This is a genomic window from Enterobacter sp. BNK-14 (assembly GCF_047456095.1).
Classification (GTDB): domain Bacteria; phylum Pseudomonadota; class Gammaproteobacteria; order Enterobacterales; family Enterobacteriaceae; genus Enterobacter; species Enterobacter kobei.
The window spans coordinates 1,381,838-1,401,039 of sequence record NZ_CP179897.1; the positions used below are offsets into that span (position 1 = coordinate 1,381,838).

20 protein-coding genes are annotated in these 19,202 nt (G+C 54.9%); 8 read left to right on the plus strand and 12 right to left on the minus strand.

Annotated features, from left to right (window positions below; all coding sequences use genetic code 11):
- Window positions 1-461 precede the first annotated feature (461 nt).
- The gene (gene alaA, locus ACMGGM_RS06625) at window positions 462-1,676 is read left to right on the plus strand and encodes an alanine transaminase AlaA (protein ID WP_003861471.1); all 1,215 of its coding nucleotides are present in this window, start codon (window positions 462-464) and stop codon (window positions 1,674-1,676) included.
- 118 nt (window positions 1,677-1,794) lie between these two features.
- Window positions 1,795-2,394, plus strand: a complete 600-nt coding sequence (yfbR, locus tag ACMGGM_RS06630) for a 5'-deoxynucleotidase (RefSeq protein WP_014884639.1) — start codon at window positions 1,795-1,797, stop codon at window positions 2,392-2,394.
- A gap of 52 nt (window positions 2,395-2,446) precedes the next feature.
- On the opposite strand, the gene ACMGGM_RS06635 is transcribed toward yfbR, so the two are convergent.
- The 4 genes from ACMGGM_RS06635 to yfbV all read right to left on the minus strand — a co-directional run bounded on the left by ACMGGM_RS06635 (window position 2,447) and on the right by yfbV (window position 6,068).
- Window positions 2,447-4,279 carry an SLC13 family permease gene (locus ACMGGM_RS06635; protein WP_063943736.1) on the minus strand — a complete coding sequence of 611 codons (1,833 nt, stop codon included), beginning with the start codon at window positions 4,277-4,279 and terminating at the stop codon, window positions 2,447-2,449.
- A gap of 75 nt (window positions 4,280-4,354) precedes the next feature.
- The gene (locus ACMGGM_RS06640) at window positions 4,355-5,014 is read right to left on the minus strand and encodes a sugar phosphatase (protein ID WP_059373646.1); all 660 of its coding nucleotides are present in this window, start codon (window positions 5,012-5,014) and stop codon (window positions 4,355-4,357) included.
- An 11-nt stretch (window positions 5,015-5,025) separates the two neighbouring features.
- Window positions 5,026-5,520 (minus strand): YfbU family protein, encoded by a 495-nt coding sequence (locus ACMGGM_RS06645; RefSeq protein ID WP_008502874.1) that lies wholly within the window; start codon window positions 5,518-5,520, stop codon window positions 5,026-5,028.
- Between the two features lie 92 nt (window positions 5,521-5,612).
- Window positions 5,613-6,068 carry a terminus macrodomain insulation protein YfbV gene (gene yfbV / locus ACMGGM_RS06650; RefSeq protein ID WP_014884642.1) on the minus strand — a complete coding sequence of 152 codons (456 nt, stop codon included), beginning with the start codon at window positions 6,066-6,068 and terminating at the stop codon, window positions 5,613-5,615.
- Between the two features lie 337 nt (window positions 6,069-6,405).
- On the opposite strand from yfbV, the gene ackA reads away from it, so the two are divergent.
- Window positions 6,406-7,608, plus strand: a complete 1,203-nt coding sequence (gene ackA, locus ACMGGM_RS06655) for an acetate kinase (protein ID WP_414149159.1) — start codon at window positions 6,406-6,408, stop codon at window positions 7,606-7,608.
- A 76-nt stretch (window positions 7,609-7,684) separates the two neighbouring features.
- On the plus strand, window positions 7,685-9,826 hold the full coding sequence (pta, locus tag ACMGGM_RS06660; RefSeq protein ID WP_014884644.1) for a phosphate acetyltransferase: 2,142 nt from the start codon (window positions 7,685-7,687) through the stop codon (window positions 9,824-9,826).
- Window positions 9,827-9,940: 114 nt separating this feature from the next.
- Here pta and ACMGGM_RS06665 read toward each other — a convergent pair whose 3' ends face one another.
- The 5 genes from ACMGGM_RS06665 to ACMGGM_RS06685 form a co-directional block, all read right to left on the minus strand.
- Window positions 9,941-10,894, minus strand: a complete 954-nt coding sequence (locus ACMGGM_RS06665; protein WP_014884645.1) for a transketolase family protein — start codon at window positions 10,892-10,894, stop codon at window positions 9,941-9,943.
- Window positions 10,887-11,717: a transketolase gene (locus tag ACMGGM_RS06670; RefSeq protein ID WP_063614220.1), complete on the minus strand. Its 831-nt coding sequence runs from the start codon at window positions 11,715-11,717 to the stop codon at window positions 10,887-10,889. The genes ACMGGM_RS06665 and ACMGGM_RS06670 overlap by 8 nt, the downstream gene beginning before the upstream one ends.
- A complete protein-coding gene (locus ACMGGM_RS06675; RefSeq protein WP_014884647.1) occupies window positions 11,714-13,105 on the minus strand; it encodes a PTS ascorbate transporter subunit IIC in 1,392 nt (463 codons plus the stop codon). Before ACMGGM_RS06675 ends, ACMGGM_RS06670 begins: the two co-directional genes overlap by 4 nt.
- A 21-nt stretch (window positions 13,106-13,126) precedes the next feature.
- Window positions 13,127-13,399: a PTS sugar transporter subunit IIB gene (locus ACMGGM_RS06680; RefSeq protein ID WP_014884648.1), complete on the minus strand. Its 273-nt coding sequence runs from the start codon at window positions 13,397-13,399 to the stop codon at window positions 13,127-13,129.
- Between the two features lie 79 nt (window positions 13,400-13,478).
- Complete coding sequence (locus ACMGGM_RS06685; RefSeq protein ID WP_047344843.1) at window positions 13,479-13,922, minus strand: PTS sugar transporter subunit IIA; 444 nt, start codon at window positions 13,920-13,922, stop codon at window positions 13,479-13,481.
- Between the two features lie 233 nt (window positions 13,923-14,155).
- Between ACMGGM_RS06685 and ACMGGM_RS06690 the strand changes: the two genes are divergently transcribed.
- On the plus strand, window positions 14,156-15,175 hold the full coding sequence (locus ACMGGM_RS06690; protein ID WP_014884650.1) for a LacI family DNA-binding transcriptional regulator: 1,020 nt from the start codon (window positions 14,156-14,158) through the stop codon (window positions 15,173-15,175).
- 3 nt (window positions 15,176-15,178) lie between these two features.
- Here ACMGGM_RS06690 and yfcD read toward each other — a convergent pair whose 3' ends face one another.
- From yfcD to yfcF, 3 genes are read right to left on the minus strand one after another with little or no spacing between them, the layout of a single operon-like run.
- Window positions 15,179-15,745, minus strand: a complete 567-nt coding sequence (gene yfcD / locus ACMGGM_RS06695; RefSeq protein WP_006811396.1) for an NUDIX hydrolase YfcD — start codon at window positions 15,743-15,745, stop codon at window positions 15,179-15,181.
- Between the two features lie 55 nt (window positions 15,746-15,800).
- On the minus strand, window positions 15,801-16,352 hold the full coding sequence (gene yfcE, locus ACMGGM_RS06700; RefSeq protein WP_014884651.1) for a phosphodiesterase: 552 nt from the start codon (window positions 16,350-16,352) through the stop codon (window positions 15,801-15,803).
- Between the two features lie 56 nt (window positions 16,353-16,408).
- Window positions 16,409-17,053, minus strand: a complete 645-nt coding sequence (yfcF, locus tag ACMGGM_RS06705) for a glutathione transferase (protein WP_048997211.1) — start codon at window positions 17,051-17,053, stop codon at window positions 16,409-16,411.
- Between the two features lie 141 nt (window positions 17,054-17,194).
- Here yfcF and yfcG point away from each other — a divergent pair, with 141 nt between their 5' ends.
- From yfcG to ACMGGM_RS06720, 3 genes are all read left to right on the plus strand, one after another.
- The gene (gene yfcG / locus ACMGGM_RS06710) at window positions 17,195-17,824 is read left to right on the plus strand and encodes a GSH-dependent disulfide bond oxidoreductase (protein ID WP_014884653.1); all 630 of its coding nucleotides are present in this window, start codon (window positions 17,195-17,197) and stop codon (window positions 17,822-17,824) included.
- A 75-nt stretch (window positions 17,825-17,899) separates the two neighbouring features.
- Complete coding sequence (gene folX, locus ACMGGM_RS06715) at window positions 17,900-18,268, plus strand: dihydroneopterin triphosphate 2'-epimerase (RefSeq protein ID WP_023330977.1); 369 nt, start codon at window positions 17,900-17,902, stop codon at window positions 18,266-18,268.
- A 13-nt stretch (window positions 18,269-18,281) separates the two neighbouring features.
- Complete coding sequence (locus ACMGGM_RS06720; RefSeq protein WP_023330978.1) at window positions 18,282-19,175, plus strand: TIGR01777 family oxidoreductase; 894 nt, start codon at window positions 18,282-18,284, stop codon at window positions 19,173-19,175.
- Window positions 19,176-19,202 lie beyond the last annotated feature (27 nt).

The following is a 19,202-nucleotide window of genomic DNA, read 5'->3' on the forward strand; positions in this document are numbered from 1 at the left end:
CTAATTTTATTAAAATTAACTAAAGTTGCATTTTGTTGGTTAATAATAAATAAATTTTAATTTCGATTAAGGTCATTCATTAATAACACTTAACATTATTTTCACATGAGTAACTTTTAGCCGCTGCAGGCTATTACTGCAAGATTTTTTCAACACTCAGGTTTTACGAAAAGTCACGCAGCGTGACTTCTGTCTCTCCTCTACGGGTCATTTATTTTCCACCGGGATAATATCCATTTTTTACAATTATTTTCAGCACAATCCCCCTTAACCAGCGCATTTGACCTTACGTTACGACAGTAAAAGCGTCAACAAACAGCAAAAAAGATTCACCAGAATTTCACAACATGCACAAAATCTTCTACTGCACACCCTTCAAAACGAAGCGTGGGGGGAGTACATTATTCCGTGCTGACTTCCACGGCAGGGAGTGGCAATAATAGCGAAAAGGTTAAAGGTTCATGTCCCCTATCGAAAAATCCAGCAAGCTAGATAACGTCTGTTATGACATCCGTGGCCCGGTTCTGAAAGAGGCAAAACGCCTTGAGGAAGAAGGCAATAAGGTTCTGAAGCTCAACATTGGTAACCCTGCGCCATTTGGTTTTGAAGCGCCGGATGAGATTCTGGTTGATGTGATCCGCAACCTGCCCACAGCTCAAGGCTATTGCGACTCAAAAGGACTTTATTCCGCACGTAAAGCCATTATGCAGCACTACCAGGCTCGCGGCATGCGTGACGTTACCGTAGAAGATATCTACATTGGCAACGGTGTCTCTGAACTGATCGTCCAGGCCATGCAGGCGCTGCTGAACAGCGGTGACGAAATGCTGGTTCCCGCGCCAGACTATCCGCTGTGGACGGCTGCCGTATCACTGTCCAGCGGTAAAGCTGTCCATTATCTTTGCGACGAATCCTCTGACTGGTTCCCGGATCTGGATGATATTCGCGCGAAGATTACCCCTCGCACGCGCGGCATCGTAATTATCAACCCGAACAACCCGACGGGCGCGGTCTACTCAAAAGAGCTGTTGATGGAGATCGTTGAGATCGCCCGCCAGCACAACCTGATCATTTTTGCCGACGAAATTTACGACAAGATCCTCTATGACGCGGCGCAACACCACTCCATTGCCGCGCTGGCCCCGGACCTGTTGACCGTTACCTTTAACGGCCTGTCTAAAACCTACCGTGTGGCCGGTTTCCGCCAGGGCTGGATGGTACTCAACGGCCCGAAAAAGCACGCCAAAGGCTATATTGAAGGGCTGGAAATGCTGGCGTCTATGCGTCTTTGCGCCAACGTGCCGGCACAGCATGCAATCCAGACCGCGCTCGGTGGCTATCAGAGCATCAGCGAGTTTATCGTCCCTGGAGGCCGCCTGTACGAACAGCGTAACCGCGCGTGGGAGCTGATCAACGATATCCCGGGCGTCTCCTGCGTGAAGCCAAATGGGGCGCTCTATATGTTCCCGAAAATCGACGCGAAGCGCTTCAATATTCACGACGATCAGAAGATGGTGCTCGATTTCCTGTTGCAGGAAAAAGTGCTGCTGGTTCAGGGGACAGCATTTAACTGGCCGTGGCCGGACCATGTGCGTATCGTGACGCTGCCGCGCGAGGACGATCTCGAAATGGCTATCAGCCGCTTCGGGCGATTCCTCTCAGGTTATCATCAGTAACGTAGCCATTCTGCCGGGTGGCGCTGCGCTTACCCGGCCTACAAAATCCGCAAATTTGCATCTTGCCTCCCCTCCCCGCACAATGAAGTCCTGTCGCAGTGAAGACAAAAGGTAACCTATGAGTCAGAGTCATTTCTTTGCCCACCTCTCCCGCCTGAAACTCATCAACCGCTGGCCGCTGATGCGCAACGTGCGCACAGAGAACGTATCAGAGCACAGTCTTCAGGTTGCCATGGTCGCGCACGCGCTGGCCGCCATTAAAAACCGCAAATTTAACGGGCAGGTGAATGCCGAGCGCATCGCATTGCTGGCGATGTACCACGACGCGTCAGAAGTGTTAACCGGTGATCTGCCGACACCGGTGAAATATTTCAACTCACAGATTGCGCAGGAATATAAGGCCATTGAGAAAATCGCCCAGCAGAAGTTGATCGACATGGTGCCGGAGGAGCTGCGCGATATCTTTGAACCGCTCATCGACGAGCATCAGTATACGGAAGATGAAAAGTCGCTGGTCAAACAGGCCGACGCGCTGTGCGCCTATCTGAAGTGTCTTGAAGAGTTGTCTGCGGGCAATAACGAGTTTTTACTGGCGAAAACGCGTCTGGAAAAAACCCTGGCATCCCGTCGCAGCGACGAGATGGATTATTTTATGCAGGTATTTGTGCCGAGCTTCCATTTATCGCTGGATGAGATTAGCCAGGATTCACCGTTGTAATTTTAGCCGGGTGGCGGCTTCGCCTTACCCGGCCTACGTTTCTGCGCTCACGCTAAAACGGGAATAAAACCGGAATTAACACCACGCACACCACCATCACCAGTACGGTGAATGGCACGCCAATCTTTACAAAATCACTGAATTTATAATTTCCTGGCCCCAGCACCAGCGTATTGACCGGGGATGAAACCGGCGTCATAAATGCCGCGGAAGCCGCCATCGCCACCATCATCGCAAACGGGTAGGGTGACACGCCCATGGATTTCGCCATCGCCAGCGCAATGGGTGCCATCAGCACCGCCGTGGCGGTATTGGAGATAAACAACCCGATCGTGGCGCACATAATGAACAGGCACACCATCATCAAATACGGTCCGTACCCGCCGCCCATGTCCATGAGCCCTTTAACGATTAAATCTACCCCGCCGGTTTTTTGCAGCGCGAGGGCAAAAGGCATCATCCCCACGATAAGAATGATGCTCGGCCAGTGAATGGCTTTATAAGCGCTCTCGGCGTCGATACAGCGGAATTTCCCCATCAGCAGACAGGCAATGATGGCGGCTATGGGGTTTGGAATTTCATCAGTCAGCATCAGCGCGACCATCAGCACCAGACAAAAAATCGCGTGCGGCGCCTGGCTGTGCGCCGGAGACGCATCGCTCTCCTCAACCGGCATGTTGAGCACCACAAAATCACGCCCTTTTTGCCCGAGTTGGCTAATCAACTTCCAGTTTCCCACCACAAGGAAGATATCCCCCAGCAGGATCGGTTCATCCACGACGGCCCCTTCCATCGCCACGCCGTCGCGCTTCAGCCCCACGACGTTCAGGCCATACCGGGTGCGGAACCCCATTTCGCGCACGGTTTTGCCCAACAGTTCGGACTCGGGGATCAGCGAGACTTCAGCCATACCGACATCCAGCGCCTGATCGAAGAAATACTCCCCGCGCAGCACCATTGGCTCCAGCAGTTGTTCGCTGCAGAACTCGCGCAAATCCACATCCGCAGTGGACATATCGATCAGCAGGACGTCACGCGCCCGAAATTCCGATACGCCATTGACGTTGACGATCACCCGGCGAAAACGGCGCCAGCGTTCCACGCCGATCACGTTCGCCCCATAGCGCTCGCGCAGTTTCAGGTCGTCAAGACGCTGGCCGACCATCGGCGAGCCGGGGCGAATGGCCAGACGCCGTGCCCGCCCGGTGAGGCGGTACTCTTTGATGAGATCGCGGAAAGTGCGCCGCTTCCACCCGTCTTTGTTTCTGTCCTGGTTCTCGCCTTTCAGGGCAAAACGGGTCAGCAGCATATAGACCACGCCCATCGCCAGAATCACCAGACCCAACGGGGTGACGCTGAAAAAGCTGAAGCCCTGAAAACCTTCCCGGAGCAGCTCACTGTTTACGACAAGGTTCGGCGGCGTCGCCACCAGCGTCATCATACCGCTTATCAAACCGGCAAAACTCAGAGGCATCATCAGTCGCGATGGCGAGCTTTGCATCCGCATGGAGACGCTCAGTACCACCGGGATAAAAATAGCGACCACGCCCGTTGAGCTCATAAACGCCCCCAGCCCGGCAACCGTCAGCATCAGATAGATCAGCATTTTGGTTTCACTGCTGCCGGCCACTTTAACCAGCCACGCGCCCACGATGGTCGCCACACCGGTGCGCACCAGGCCGTCGCCAATAATAAACAGGGCGGCAATCAGGATAACGTTAGGATCGCTGAACCCGGAGAAAGCTTCCGGTAGCGTAAGCGTGCCGCTCAGCACAAACGCGACGATGACAAACAGGGCAACGGCATCCATGCGCACCTTGCCTGTGGCGAAGAGAATAATGGCGATTAAAAGCAGGCTCAGGACCCAAATCAGTTCACCGTTCACAACCTATCCTTGTCAGTGGAAGATGAGGAATTTTGCCATAAAAAAGCCCCAGCAACGTGGGGCTAAATCATGGGATTACATTTTTAGCGAGACGGTTACAACGCCATCGGGCGCCTTAGACACCGCCAGTGCCGTCAGGGAATCCAGCACAAAGTCCGCCTCACTCAGCCGGGGAGACCCCGCCGGAACGTTAACGGCAATGACGTGACTCCCGGCGTTCAGCCCGGCCAGCACGCCGGCCGCCGCGTCTTCCACGACCACGCACTCAGCGGGAGCGAGGCCCAGCAGTTCAGCGCCAAGCAGAAACGCATCCGGCTCTGGCTTGCCGCGTTTAACGCGTTCAGCGGTAATGAACACCTCGGGCTTCGGTAAACCGGCCGCTTTGTGACGGGCATGCGCGACCGGAACAGAGCCGGACGTGACGATAGCCCACGGGATCTGCGCTTCGTTAAGATGTTCAAGCAGTTCGCGTGCGCCAGGCAGTGCAGTGATACCCTCTGTATCGGTGGCCTCAATCTGCTCCAGGTATTTGAACTCCGCCTGAATCTCCTCCTCAGAACGCCCCGCTAAGAAGTGCCGCAATGAGGTTATGGCCTGCTTGCCATGGATGAAATTCAGTACGTCCTGATGGTCGATACCATGCCTGTCAGCCCAATGGCACCATGAACGCTCCACAACCGGCAGCGAATCCACCAGCGTACCGTCCAGATCAAACAGAAAACCTCTACACTGCACACGCACCTCCGTCACGCATTAATGATTTGTTGAATTTCGTTGCTGCTTAAATGGTACTGACGCGGGCAGGCGTGCCACGCGCTCAGCATGCGCTGGTATTTATCCCACATTGGGGTCTGCGCGTTAAAGCCGTGGGTACCCGCATCGAAGTGGGTATAACGCCCTTCGGTATTCACCATAAAGCGGACATAGCTCAGATAACGCGCTTCCGTCGCTGCATCAAAGCCTAAGAAGGTGACACGGCGCTCGTCAATGGACTGCTGATCTTTGAGATTAGTCCAGGAAACATGCAGGGCGTGGTACATCTCCATAATGTCGATCACGATGCGGCAGGTTTCTTCTTTCAGCTCACCAAACTCGCGGTCCAGTTCGCGCATTTGCAAACCAAACCCCCGTTCGACGATAGTCTGCAGGCGGCTGTAGCGCGCAGCGTTATCGGGATCAAGCATTGTCATCATTTTGTACTGGTTAGACAAAATCAGACGTTGAGCATGGGTCATTTCCATCTTTCGACTCCTGTAGCGCATTGCACTGTAAAAAAAAGACACGGTAACGGTTTGTTACTGTGCCTTTTTTTGTTAGTCGTTTCGATGATCAATCACAAGTCATCGAGGAATGTTTTATCCAACTGCTTAAAAGCGCGCTTTAACGTATCCGCCAGCGCCTGGTAATCCGGCTTGCCTTCAACCGGAGCAAGCGCCTGCCCGGCCTCCTCCAGTTTTCCACGGACTTCATAAAACCAGTGTAAAATAGAAGGTGGCAGTGGCGTGATGGACCGTTTTCCTAACCACCACAGCCCCTGCATCGGCAGGCTTAACGCAAAGAGTGCTGTCGCCACGGCCGGGCCAAGCTGTCCGCCTAACGCTATTTGCCAGCACAGGGTAAAAATGGCGACAGGGGGCATAAAGCGAATCGCGTAGCGCGTGGCGCGGATGGTGCGATTCTCAATAAACATTGGCGCAAGGCGCTTTTCCATCGGCCACGTCTTTGCGTAATGCTGTCCCCGACGAAACAGACTGAAGAAATTCACGGTAGGGGTTTCGGGTGTCGACATGGCTGTACCTCAACTTCACGTATAAAAATTAAAATTTTTGTGCAAAACCACAACAGGCTATGACAACGTTCAAAATATTTTGTCATCGCTACCCCGTATCGGGTATCCTGTGCCAGCCTGATTGGGCCATAGACGAGAATCATTCACTCGTCAAATTATCGCACATTATGCCATTGGCTGAAAATTGTGCAAAATGGCATAAAATCATAGTTATTTCTTCCATCATGCCACAATGTTCGTTTGGCATGATGTTAATCATAAATGTCCGAGTCATCATGCGTTACGCTGTTAGACTCACTGACGTTTTTTTAGCCACGTATCAATAATAGGTACTTCCATGTCGAGTAAGTTAGTACTGGTTCTGAACTGCGGTAGCTCCTCACTGAAATTCGCCATCATCGATGCGCTCAACGGTGACGAGTACCTCTCTGGTTTGGCCGAATGTTTCCATCTGCCTGAAGCACGTATCAAGTGGAAGATGGACGGCAGCAAACAAGAAGCGGCTTTAGGTGCAGGCGCCGCTCACAGTGAAGCGCTGAACTTTATCGTTAACACTATTCTGGCACAAAAACCAGAACTGTCTGCTCAGCTGACTGCGATTGGTCACCGTATCGTCCACGGCGGCGAAAAATACACCAGCTCCGTCGTGATCGACGAATCTGTTATCCAGGGCATCAAAGATTCTGCCTCTTTTGCTCCGCTGCACAACCCGGCGCACCTGATCGGTATCGCTGAAGCGCTGAAATCCTTCCCGAATCTGAAAGACAAAAACGTGGCCGTGTTCGACACCGCGTTCCATCAGACCATGCCGGAAGAGTCTTACCTCTATGCCCTGCCATACAGCCTGTACAAAGAGCACGGCGTACGTCGTTACGGCGCGCACGGCACCAGCCACTTCTTTGTGACTCAGGAAGCCGCAAAAATCCTGAACAAACCTGTTGAAGAAGTGAACATCATCACCTGCCATCTGGGCAACGGTGGTTCTGTTTCTGCTATCCGCAACGGTAAATGTGTTGATACCTCCATGGGTCTGACCCCGCTGGAAGGTCTGGTGATGGGTACCCGTTCCGGTGACATCGACCCGGCGATCATCTTCCACCTGCACGACACTCTGGGCATGAGCGTTGACGACATCAACAAAATGCTGACTAAAGAGTCTGGCCTGCTGGGTCTGACCGAAGTCACCAGCGACTGCCGCTATGTTGAAGACAACTACGCAGAGAAAGCAGACGCTAAACGTGCAATGGACGTTTACTGCCACCGTCTGGCGAAATACATCGGTTCTTACACTGCGCTGATGGACGGTCGTCTGGACGCGGTTATCTTCACCGGTGGTATCGGTGAGAACGCGGCTATGGTTCGTGAACTGTCTCTGGGCAAACTCGGCGTTCTGGGCTTCGACGTTGATCACGAGCGTAACCTGGCTGCGCGTTTCGGCAAGTCTGGCTTCATCAACAAAGAAGGCACCCGTCCGGCTATCGTTATCCCAACTAACGAAGAGCTGGTCATCGCGCAAGACTCACACCGCCTGACTGCCTGATTCCACACCGCCAGCAATGCTGGCGGTGCTGTTTTGTAACCCGCCCCGTGTCGGCGGTAACGAAAGAGGATAAACCGTGTCCCGTACTATTATGCTGATCCCTACCGGAACCAGCGTCGGCCTGACCAGCGTCAGCCTTGGCGTAATCCGTGCTATGGAACGCAAAGGCGTTCGTTTGAGCGTCTTTAAGCCAATCGCCCAGCCTCGTGCCGGTGGCGATGCGCCTGACCAGACCACCACCATCGTTCGCAAAAACTCCAATCTGCCTGCGGCTGAACCGCTGAAGATGAGTCACGTTGAGTCGCTGCTCTCCAGCAACCAAAAAGACGTTTTGATGGAAGAGATCATCGCCAACTACCATGCAAATGCGCAGGACGCAGAAGTGGTGCTGGTTGAAGGTCTGGTCCCGACGCGCAAACACCAGTTTGCTCAGTCTCTGAACTTTGAAATCGCGAAAACCCTGAACGCAGAGATCGTTTTCGTCATGTCCCAGGGCACTGATACCCCGGAACAGCTGAACGAGCGTATCGAACTGACACGCAGCAGCTTCGGCGGCACGAAAAACACCAACATCACCGGCGTGATCGTGAACAAACTGAACGCCCCGGTTGACGATCAGGGCCGTACTCGCCCAGACCTGTCTGAGATCTTCGACGACTCTTCCAAAGCGAAAGTCATCAAAGTTGATCCGGCTAAACTGCAGGATTCCAGCCCGCTGCCTGTTCTCGGCGCGGTACCCTGGAGCTTCGATCTGATTGCCACCCGTGCAATCGATATGGCGCGTCACCTGAACGCGACCATCGTCAACGAAGGCGATATCAATACCCGCCGCGTGAAGTCCGTGACCTTCTGTGCGCGTAGCATTCCGCACATGCTGGAACACTTCCGCGCAGGTTCCCTGCTGGTAACGTCTGCCGATCGTCCTGACGTGCTGGTTGCAGCGTGTCTGGCGGCGATGAACGGCGTAGAGATCGGTGCCATCCTGCTGACCGGCGCTTACGAGATGGACCCACGCGTGAGCAAGCTGTGCGAACGCGCGTTTGCCACTGGCCTGCCGGTCTTCATGGTGAATACCAACACCTGGCAGACCTCCCTGAGCCTGCAGAGCTTCAACCTGGAAGTGCCGGTTGATGACCACGAGCGTATCGAGAAAGTTCAGGAATACGTTGCAGGTTACATCAACGCAGACTGGATCGAATCCCTGACCGCGACCTCCGAGCGCAGCCGCCGTCTGTCTCCTCCTGCATTCCGTTACCAGCTGACCGAGCTGGCGCGTAAAGCGGGCAAACGCGTTGTTCTGCCAGAAGGTGACGAGCCACGTACCGTTAAAGCGGCGGCTATCTGTGCAGAGCGCGGCATCGCGACCTGTGTGCTGCTGGGTAACCCGGATGAGATCAACCGCGTTGCGGCGTCTCAGGGCGTTGAGCTGGGTGCGGGCATCGAAATCGTTGACCCTGAAGTGGTTCGTGAAAGCTACGTTGCCCGTCTGGTTGAACTGCGTAAGAGCAAGGGCATGACCGAAGCCGTTGCGCGCGAGCAGCTGGAAGACAACGTGGTGCTGGGTACGCTGATGCTGGAGCAGGACGAAGTTGACGGTCTGGTTTCCGGTGCAGTTCACACCACCGCAAACACCATCCGTCCACCGCTGCAGCTGATCAAAACCGCACCGGGCAGCTCTCTGGTCTCCTCCGTGTTCTTCATGCTGCTGCCTGAACAGGTTTATGTTTACGGCGACTGCGCGATCAACCCGGATCCAACCGCAGAGCAGCTGGCTGAGATCGCTATTCAGTCCGCAGATTCCGCGACTGCCTTCGGCATCGAGCCGCGCGTTGCGATGCTCTCCTACTCCACCGGTACTTCTGGTGCAGGTAGCGACGTAGAGAAAGTGCGTGAAGCGACCCGTATTGCTCAGGAAAAACGTCCGGATCTGATGATCGACGGTCCGCTGCAGTACGACGCCGCCGTGATGGCTGACGTGGCAAAATCCAAAGCGCCGAACTCTCCGGTTGCAGGTCGCGCTACCGTGTTCATCTTCCCGGATCTGAACACCGGTAACACCACCTATAAAGCGGTACAGCGTTCAGCAGACCTGATCTCCATCGGGCCAATGCTGCAGGGTATGCGCAAACCTGTGAACGACCTGTCCCGTGGTGCGCTGGTTGACGATATCGTCTATACCATCGCGCTGACGGCGATCCAGTCTTCGCAGCAGCAGTAATTGTAAGGTCTTGCCGGATGGCGCTTCGCTTATCCGGCCTACAGGACCGTAGGCCCGGTAAGCGCTAGCGCCACCGGGCAACAAAAAGGCGACCACAAAGGGTCGCCTTTTTTATTACAGCAGCTCTCGCGCCGCCGACACGATGTCATGTGCCGTCAGGCCGTACTCCTTCTGCAGGAAGTCCTGCGTCCCCACCTGACCGTAACGCTCTTTCACCCCCACGCGTCGCATTGGCACCGGGCAGGTTTCCACCAGCACTTCCGCCACCGCCGAGCCAAGACCGTTGTGAATGCTGTGGTTTTCACAGGTCACGATGCGCCCGGTTTTCTCAGCGTAGTTTTTCACCAGCATACGGTCGATGGGCTTCAGGGTGAACATATCAATAACCGCTGCACTGACCCCCTCCTGCTCCAGCTGACGCGCCGCCTCCAGCGCTTCCGCTACCATAATGCCATTGGCGATAAGCGTAATATCGCTTCCCTCACGCAGCACGTTGCCTTTGCCGATGGTGAAGGTTGAGCCCGGCGCATACACGCTCGGCGCCTGCTTACGGATGGTGCGTACCCAGTAGAAGCCTTCCAGATCGATAAGCTGGCGCAGCACATCGTCAAACATCACCGCGTCGGTCACCTCCAGCACCACCGAGTGCGCCAGACCGCGCACGATGCCCATATCCTCGAACGACATATGCGTCCCGCCGTTGTGACAGGCCGTCACGCCAGCATCCGAGGCTATCACCTTCACGTTGTTACGCTGATAGTCCAGGGACATAAACAGCTGGTCGAAGCAGCGTCGGCTGGCAAACGCGGTGAACGTATGCACGAACGGTTTGCGACCGGTGAGCGACAGCCCGGCAGCTGTACCGATCACGTTGGCCTCCATGATGCCGCAGTTAATCACGTGCTGCGGATAATCGCGCGCCACGCCGTCCATCGCCATCGAACTCATCAGGTCCGCTTCCAGGGCGATAATCTCGCTTCCGGCCTCAATCTGCTTTGCCACGAAGCCCGCGTAGACCTTGCGCATCTCAACGGCGTCTTTCTGTCCTGCCGGTGCAACCTTAATCATGTGAAGCCTCCAGTTGGCGAATCGTCTCGTTGAGGGCCGCTTTGCTCTCCGCGGTCAATCGCAGGTGGTGCGAATTGCTGAGCTGTTCGAGATACGGCACCCCCTGCCCTTTAATGCTGTCGAGGATCACCACCTGCGGGCGGGCGTCTTTCGCCGGCACGCGCGACGTCACGTCCAGCAGCGCCGGAATGTCGTCTCCCTTCACGGTCACCACGTCAAAACCAAAGGCACGGAATTTCCCTTCGAGGTCAAACGCGCAAATGATTTCATCCAGTTCGCCATCCAGCTGCTGTTTGTTCCAGTCGACGAATACCGTCAGATTTTTCAGACGATGGTGGGCAATAAACTGGAAGGCTTCCCAGCACTGTCCCTCGTTCAGCTCGCCGTCACCGACAATGCAGAAAACCCGATTCGGTCGCCCCGCGAGCTTGTGCGATAGCGCCATCCCGCCAGCAATGGAAATCCCCTGCCCCAGCGAACCGGTGGTCGCATCCACGCCGCGCGTTTTCAGGCGATCCGGATGGCTCGGCAGGCGCGTACCGTTCTGGTTCAGGGTGCTCAGCTCCTCCACCGGGAAGTAGCCCTTGATCGCCAGCGTGCTGTACAGCGCCGGGCCCGCATGGCCTTTCGACAGGACAAAGTAGTCACGCTCTGGCCAGTCCGGATCCGCCGGGTCGATTTTCATCACCGCGCCGTACAGCACGGCCAGCGTTTCGACCACCGACATGCTGCCGCCGTAGTGTCCAAATCCGAGCTGCGTCAGCGATTTCAGCGTCTCAAGGCGAATCTGGCGCGCCAGCTCGGTTATCTCATTCTCATTCATGATTTGGCTCCGGTATTTTCCTGCGCGTTACCGCCCGCAGGTTTGTTTTTCGCAAACAGGTTGTAGGCCACCAGCAGCGCGAACAGCGCCACGACCAGCCCGGTGATGGCAAGCGGTGACAGGAAGCGCGCCAGGTTACCGAGCACAATCCCCACCGCGCCGAAATCGGCGTCCGAGAAGGTGGTGTTAGCAAAGCCAATCGCGCCCAGCACCGGCAGCAGCAGAACCGGCAGGAAGGTAATCAGCAGACCATTGGCGAAGGCGCCTATCATTGCCCCGCGACGTCCGCCGGTGGCATTACCGAACACGCCCGCCGTTGCACCGGTAAAGAAGTGCGGCACGACGCCCGGGAGGATCAGCACCCAGCTGAACTGCCCGCAGATGAACAACCCGACAATTCCCCCGAGGAAGCTGAACAGGAAGCCAATCAGCACGGCATTTGGCGCATACGGGTAGACCACCGGGCAGTCCAGCGCGGGGCGTGCGTTCGGCACCAGTTTTTCAGAGAAGCCGGTAAAGGCCGGGACGATTTCCGCCAGAATCAGGCGCACGCCCTGCAGGATGATGAAAACGCCCGCCGCGAAGGTGATCGCCATGATAATGGCGTAAACCAGGTAGTTCTGACCGCCGCTGAAGGTGGCTTCGACGTACTCCCGCCCGGCGCTCACCGCCATGATCAGGTAGATAATCATCATCGTCAGGGAGATAGAGATCGAACTGTCGCGCAGGAAGCTCAGGTTCTTCGGCAGGTTCATCTCTTCGGTTGAACGAGAGCCTTTGCCGACCTTGCTGCCAATCCAGCCGGACAGCACGTAGCCCAGGGTGCCGAAGTGGCCGAAGGCGATCTCATCGTTACCGGTGATGCGCTTCATGTAACGCTGCGCAATGGCCGGGAAGAAAGCCATAATCAGGCCGAGGATCAGCGATCCGGTAAAGACCAGCCCTACCCCCTCAAAGCCCGCCACGGTGAGAATTACGCCAATCATGCACGCCATGTAAAACGTGTGGTGCCCGGTCAGGAAGATGTACTTCAGACGGGTAAAGCGCGCGACGATAATATTCGCCACCATCCCAAACGCCATAATCAGCGCGGTAGAGGCACCGTATTTTTCCAGCGCAATCGAAACAATCGCTTCATTATTGGGAATGATGCCCTGAATATTAAAGGCGTGCTCGAACATACCCCCCAATGGATTTAATGACCCCACCAGCACCGTGGCGCCACCGCCCAGCACAATAAAACCAAGAATCGTTTTAATGGTTCCCTTCACCACATCTGAAAACGCTTTTTTCTGCGCAACCAGACCGATCAAGGCAATTAATCCGACCAACACCGAAGGGACTTTTAAAATATCAACAACGAAATTCAGCGTTTCAAGGATAAACATATCCACCTCGCCTTATCAGGATTATTGTCTTTCGAACCAGGCGCGCAGTTGCGCTTCAAGTTCGTTGATATCAATGATGTTATTGATCACCACCAGTTGGCTTTCCGGTACGCTGGCGCTGGCGGCAATATCTTTTGCCATCACGAACAGGTCAGCCGCGCCCGGCGTGGCGGAGGAGAGATCGGAGTGTTCAACCTCGGCGTCAATTTCCAGCTTTTTGAGCACCTTTTTAATGTTCATTTCGACCATAAAACTGCTGCCCAGGCCAGACCCACAAATAGCCATGATTTTCATTGTTGTCCCCTTTTATGAGTAGAGCACGCCCCATCACGCTGGCGCGTAATGTTGTGAATAATCGGATTAAAGAATTAAATCAGAAGCGGTCAATAATGGTTTTAATGTCCTCCAGGGTATTCGCCTGATGTAATTTTTCCATATCTTCGTCGCTGGAAAATAACTCTGCCAGCGATGAGATCATCTCGATATGGCTATGTTTGTCCGGTGCCGCGAGCATAATAATGACATCGACAGGGTCAAACTCCCCGGCACCAAAAGAGACACCCTGTTTTAGTTTTAGTAATGACAACCCCAGTCCTTTGGCGCCTTCTTCCGGCCGCGCATGCGGCATGGCCAGCCCTGGTGCCAGCACATAATACGGTCCTAAAGCATGGTGCTGCTGAATGATTGCCGTCACGTATTCCGGTTCAATCACCTGCAGCTCCAGTAACGGTTTCGCGCATATCTCCAGCGCCTGAGGCCAGCTTACAACGCTCTCCTGAAGCGTGATGGTTGTATCATATATCCACTTTTTGAGCACTTTTCACTCCGTCGTCACGCCAAAGATGAGCAAACTTTATTCAACCCATCAATCCTTGACTGCGATCCCGGTCACAAAGATAGCGCTACCAACGATTAACATGCAGAAGTGTGATAGCGCTATCAAAATGCTATCATCGTGTGAAATCACAGCAAAAAAAGGGATTTAAGGCGTATACTGCCTGTCACCTGGAGTGAAGGAAATAAGAACGCGTCTGGTCAGCAGGAAGGTGTATGTCTTTAACCCGAAAACGGCGCAGTACCGGAAAAGTCACGCTCGCGGATGTCGCACAGCTTGCCGGAGTTGGCACGATGACCGTCTCCCGTGCGCTCCGCACGCCGGAACAGGTTTCCGATAAACTGCGTGAAAAAATTGAAGCTGCGGTGCAGGAACTGGGTTATATGCCCAATCTCGCCGCCAGCGCACTGGCATCGGCGTCGTCATGGACGATCGCAATGGTTGTTCCTAATCTTTCCGAAGCTGGGTGTTCAGAGATGTTTGCCGGGCTACAGCAGGTGCTTCAGCCTGCCGGATACCAGATCATGCTGGCCGAGTCTCAGCATCGTCTTGAACAAGAGGAAAAGCTGCTGGAAACGCTGCTGGCGTCAAATATTGCCGCCGCGATCCTGCTCAGCGTGGAGCATACCGACACCGTTCGCCACTGGCTGAAAAATGCCTCCATCCCGGTGATGGAGATGGGTGCTATGCGCGCCGACCCGATTGATATGAATATCGGGATTGATAACGTGGCGGCCATGTATGAGCTAACAGAAATGGTTATTAAGCGCGGCTACCAGAATATCGGCCTGCTGTGCGCCAACCAGGAACAGTGGATTTTTCAACAGCATTTACAGGGCTGGTACAAAGCGATGCTGCGCCATCATCTGTCGCCGAACCGGGTAATTAACGCCGCCATGCCGCCGAGTTTCTCGACCGGTGCGGCGCAGCTGCCTGAGTTTCTGCTGGCGTGGCCGGAGCTGGATGCGCTGGTATGCGTTTCAGACGAACTGGCCTGCGGTGCGCTGTATGAGTGTCAGCGTCGGCGCATCAAAGTGCCGGACGATCTTGCCGTCGTGGGCTTTGGGGATAGCGACGTCAGCCGCGTCTGTCAGCCGCCGCTGACGACCATGGCGGTACCGCATCGAAAGATTGGGATTGAGGCCGGGAAAGCGTTACTGGAACGTCTGAATGATGGAGACTGGCGCGACCATAAACCCATCGCGTCCAGCCTGTGTCTGCGGGAAAGCTGTTAAGGCTTATTCAGCCTCTTCCTCTTTTTCCGCTTTATTTTCCGGCTTAGCGGATTCGTTTTTGGCGTTGCGGGTCATCCACAGCGCCAGTGCTTTTAACGAATCCGGCGTGAACTCGTCGCAACGCGCGGTAATCTCTTCCGGCGTCATCCAGCAGACTTCGCTCACTTCTTCTTCCTGCAGGGCGAAAGGCCCGTGGGAAACGCAGCTAAACAGTCCGCCCCAGACGCGGCAATGTTCGTCTTCGAAATAGAACTGCCCGTGTTCAGCAAATGGCACACCGGCAATCCCTAACTCTTCTTCCGCTTCACGACGCGCGGAATCCAGCAGCACTTCATCGGCCTGCACGACACCACCCGCTGTGGCATCCAGCATACCTGGCAGAAAATCTTTCGTGTCCGTGCGACGCTGAACCAGAATCTTGCCCATGCCGTCATGCACAACAATGTAGGTTGCACGGTGACGCAGACGCTCTGCACGCATTTGTTCGCGGCTGGCCTGCGCGATCACTTCATTTTCTTCGCTGACAATGTCAACCCATTCAGTACTTGCCAAATGATTCTGCTCCACCATCGGGAAACCTTCTCGTCTAAGCGCTCTTTCGGCGCGTTTGCAGTTGAGGTGTAACTTACGGATTAATCGCTACCTGCGCAATAACTTGCTGATCATTAAGTGCGATTACGCTCAGGGTATTTCCATCCAGCATGCCATAGCTCGCAGGATATCCGCCTTTGGGTATGCTGACCGACCCCGGGTTAACGTGATAAATTTCACCGCGTTTTTCAGCCACCGGAATATGAGTATGACCGTAAACCAGTACATCGCCAGCCGCGAGTGCCGGGAGATTATCCGGGCCGAAAAGGTGCCCGTGGGTCAGGAACAGGCGGCTGTTTTCCAGCAGTACCTGTTGCCACGGAGCGGTAAGGGGAAAGTGCAGTAGCATCTGGTCGACTTCGCTGTCGCAGTTACCGCGCACGGCAATGATGCGCGAGGCAAACGGATTGAGCTTCTCCGCGACCTGCGCAGGGGCATAGCCTTCCGGCAGCGCATTGCGCGGGCCATGGTTTAACACATCCCCCAGAATCACCAGCCATTGCGCGCCGCTTTGCGCAAACAGAGAAAGCACGCGCTCGGTCGCGGGCAGCGATCCATGGATATCCGACGCAAACATCAATTTCATTCGTCTCTCCCTCGGAAAACTCACTGCCCTTATCATACCTGAAGCGTCAGGGCTTATCAGCCCGCGCGCTTAGCGGAGAGTGCCACATAGCGCTGCACAGAGGCGCGCTGCCACTGGAACGCTGCATAATCCACCAGCAGCTGAGGGACTTCATCGCCGTTGAGGATCAGGCGGTTCAGCATCAGCGCCAGGTCGGTATCGGCAATGCACCATTCACCAAACAGGTTCGGATTGCCATGCGCGAGAAGCGTCGTGGCCGTTTCAATCAGTTTTTGGGCGCTGTGCGTGCCTTCCGCGCTCAAAGCTGGCTTTTTCACCCCGGCAAACACGACATCTGTCGAGCGCTCTACACGAATCGGCACCAGGTCGCTACGTAGCCACGCCTGGATCTGCCGCGCACGGGCGCGTTTTTGCAGATCGTGAGGATAGATCCGTTCCCACTCGGGCGGCGCAAAACGATCTTCCAGGTATTCATCGATCGCTGATGATTCGCTCAGCGCAAAGCCGTCAACCTCCAGCACCGGTACGCGTCGGGTGAGATCGTAACCCTGCCACTGCGGTTTGAGATGTTCCCCGCCGTCGAGATCAACGGTCTTCAGCGTAAAAGTAAGCCCTTTTTCAGCCAGCGCAACGTACACGCTCATGACATAGGGGGAAAAGAAATTCGCATCGGACCACAACGTGATTAGGGGCTGGTTCATAACATCCTCATCGGCTGATCGGTTTTTTACTCAACATATAATCTCTTTGCCCCGCTGTCACTTGATGAAAACTCACGATTTACAACAATTACCTATACTCAGTTGTCGTGGCACTACTATTCGCATGGACAGGAGTTGAGAATGATTGACCTTTATTACGCCCCTACCCCAAACGGCCATAAGATCACCCTCTTTCTCGAAGAAGCCGAACTGGATTACAGAATCATTCGCGTGGATATCAGCAAAGGTGAACAGTTCAGTCCTCTCTTTCTGGCTATCTCGCCGAACAATAAAATTCCGGCCATTATTGATAATCAGCCGGCCGACGGAGGAAGACCGTTGAGCCTGTTTGAATCCGGCGAAATTTTGCTCTATCTGGCGGAGAAAACCGGCAAACTCCTGAGCGGGGAGCTGCGTGAACGTCACCATACCTTGCAATGGCTCTTCTGGCAGGCGAGCGGACTTGGGCCCATGCTGGGACAGAATCACCATTTTACCGCTTACGCCCCGCAGCCCATCCCTTATGCGATAGAACGCTATCAGGTGGAGACGCAACGTTTGTATGGCGTGCTAAACCAGCGGCTGGAAAAAACGCCGTGGCTTGGGGGAGATCATTACAGCATTGCCGATATCGCCTGCTGGCCGTGGGTGAATACCCATGAAAAACACCGGATTGATCTCGCGTCCTACCCGGCGGTGAACAACTGGTTTGAACGTATCCGTACCCGCCCGGCCACCGAACGCGCACTGCAAAAAATCCAGCAGATTTAACCTTATAGGAGGCTGTGTGCCTGCAAGCCTCTCATGTATTATGGGCGGCAATTACTGACACGGAGAAGACCTGCAATGTCACAGCCAGACGCTATTATTCGTATAAAAAATTTACGCTTGCGTACCTTCATCGGTATCAAAGAGGAAGAGATTGCCAACCGTCAGGATATTGTCATTAATGTGGTTATTCACTATCCCGCCGACAAAGCGCGGGCCAGCGAAGACATCAATGACGCGCTGAACTATCGCACGATAACCAAAAACATCATTCAGTACGTGGAGAACAACCGCTTCTCTCTGCTGGAGAAATTAACTCAGGATGTGCTCGATATCGCACGCGATCATCACTGGGTCACTTATGCTGAAGTAGAGATCGATAAACTTCACGCCCTGCGCTACGCCGACTCCGTCTCTATGACGTTAAGCTGGCGACGCCAGGGATAAACCTGGAGGTTGTATGAAGATTTTGCTGACCGGCGGTACGGGTCTGATTGGTCGCCATCTCATTGCGCGTCTTCAGGCGCTGCATCATGACATCACCGTGGTGACGCGCAGCCCGGAAAAAGCGCGTCAGGTGCTGGGCGCAGGCGTCGACATCTGGAAAGGGCTGGCTGAGCAGCAGAATCTGGACGGCTTTGATGCCGTCATCAACCTCGCGGGTGAACCCATTGCCGATAAGCGCTGGACCGAAGAGCAGAAACAGCGGCTCTGCAGCAGCCGCTGGAACATCACCGAGAAGCTGGTTGAGCTGATTCGCAACAGCCACACGCCGCCGTCGGTGCTGATTTCGGGCTCAGCGACGGGCTATTACGGCGATCTTGGCGAAGTGGTGGTGACCGAGGAAGAGCCGCCCCACAACGAATTTACCCATAAACTCTGTGCCCAGTGGGAACGCATCGCCTGTGCGGCGCAAAGCGATCGTACCCGCGTCTGCCTGCTGCGTACCGGTGTGGTACTGGCGCCGAACGGCGGTATTTTGGGCAAAATGCTCCCGCCTTTTAAGCTGGGACTCGGTGGACCGATTGGCAACGGCCGTCAGTATCTGGCGTGGATCCATATCGACGATATGGTCAACGGCATTCTCTGGCTGCTGGATAACGACCTGCGCGGACCGTTTAATATGGTCGCGCCATATCCCGTGCGTAATGAACAGTTTGCTCACGCTCTGGGGCACGCCCTGCATCGCCCGGCGATATTGCGCGTACCTGCCACGGTGATTCGCCTGATGATGGGTGAAGCGTCCGTGCTGGTATTAGGCGGACAACGGGCGCTACCCAAACGGCTGGAAGCGGCGGGGTTCGCGTTCCGCTGGTATGACTTAGAAGAGGCGCTGGGGGATGTGGTGCGGTGAATATGTTACAGTTGTACGCCATGTTCC

Bases quoted from the DNA above. Each gene is read 5' to 3' on its own strand.
- alaA (WP_003861471.1), top strand. From the start codon at position 462: ATGTCCCCTATCGAAAAATCCAGCAAGCTAGATAACGTCTGTTATGAC.
- yfbR (WP_014884639.1), top strand. From the start codon at position 1,795: ATGAGTCAGAGTCATTTCTTTGCCCACCTCTCCCGCCTGAAACTCATC.
- ACMGGM_RS06645 (WP_008502874.1), bottom strand. From the start codon at position 5,520: ATGGAAATGACCCATGCTCAACGTCTGATTTTGTCTAACCAGTACAAA.
- yfbV (WP_014884642.1), bottom strand. From the start codon at position 6,068: ATGTCGACACCCGAAACCCCTACCGTGAATTTCTTCAGTCTGTTTCGT.
- ackA (WP_414149159.1), top strand. From the start codon at position 6,406: ATGTCGAGTAAGTTAGTACTGGTTCTGAACTGCGGTAGCTCCTCACTG.
- ACMGGM_RS06665 (WP_014884645.1), bottom strand. From the start codon at position 10,894: ATGATTAAGGTTGCACCGGCAGGACAGAAAGACGCCGTTGAGATGCGC.
- ACMGGM_RS06670 (WP_063614220.1), bottom strand. From the start codon at position 11,717: ATGAATGAGAATGAGATAACCGAGCTGGCGCGCCAGATTCGCCTTGAG.
- ACMGGM_RS06675 (WP_014884647.1), bottom strand. From the start codon at position 13,105: ATGTTTATCCTTGAAACGCTGAATTTCGTTGTTGATATTTTAAAAGTC.
- ACMGGM_RS06680 (WP_014884648.1), bottom strand. From the start codon at position 13,399: ATGAAAATCATGGCTATTTGTGGGTCTGGCCTGGGCAGCAGTTTTATG.
- ACMGGM_RS06690 (WP_014884650.1), top strand. From the start codon at position 14,156: ATGTCTTTAACCCGAAAACGGCGCAGTACCGGAAAAGTCACGCTCGCG.
- yfcD (WP_006811396.1), bottom strand. From the start codon at position 15,745: ATGGTGGAGCAGAATCATTTGGCAAGTACTGAATGGGTTGACATTGTC.
- yfcE (WP_014884651.1), bottom strand. From the start codon at position 16,352: ATGAAATTGATGTTTGCGTCGGATATCCATGGATCGCTGCCCGCGACC.
- yfcF (WP_048997211.1), bottom strand. From the start codon at position 17,053: ATGAACCAGCCCCTAATCACGTTGTGGTCCGATGCGAATTTCTTTTCC.
- yfcG (WP_014884653.1), top strand. From the start codon at position 17,195: ATGATTGACCTTTATTACGCCCCTACCCCAAACGGCCATAAGATCACC.
- folX (WP_023330977.1), top strand. From the start codon at position 17,900: ATGTCACAGCCAGACGCTATTATTCGTATAAAAAATTTACGCTTGCGT.
- ACMGGM_RS06720 (WP_023330978.1), top strand. From the start codon at position 18,282: ATGAAGATTTTGCTGACCGGCGGTACGGGTCTGATTGGTCGCCATCTC.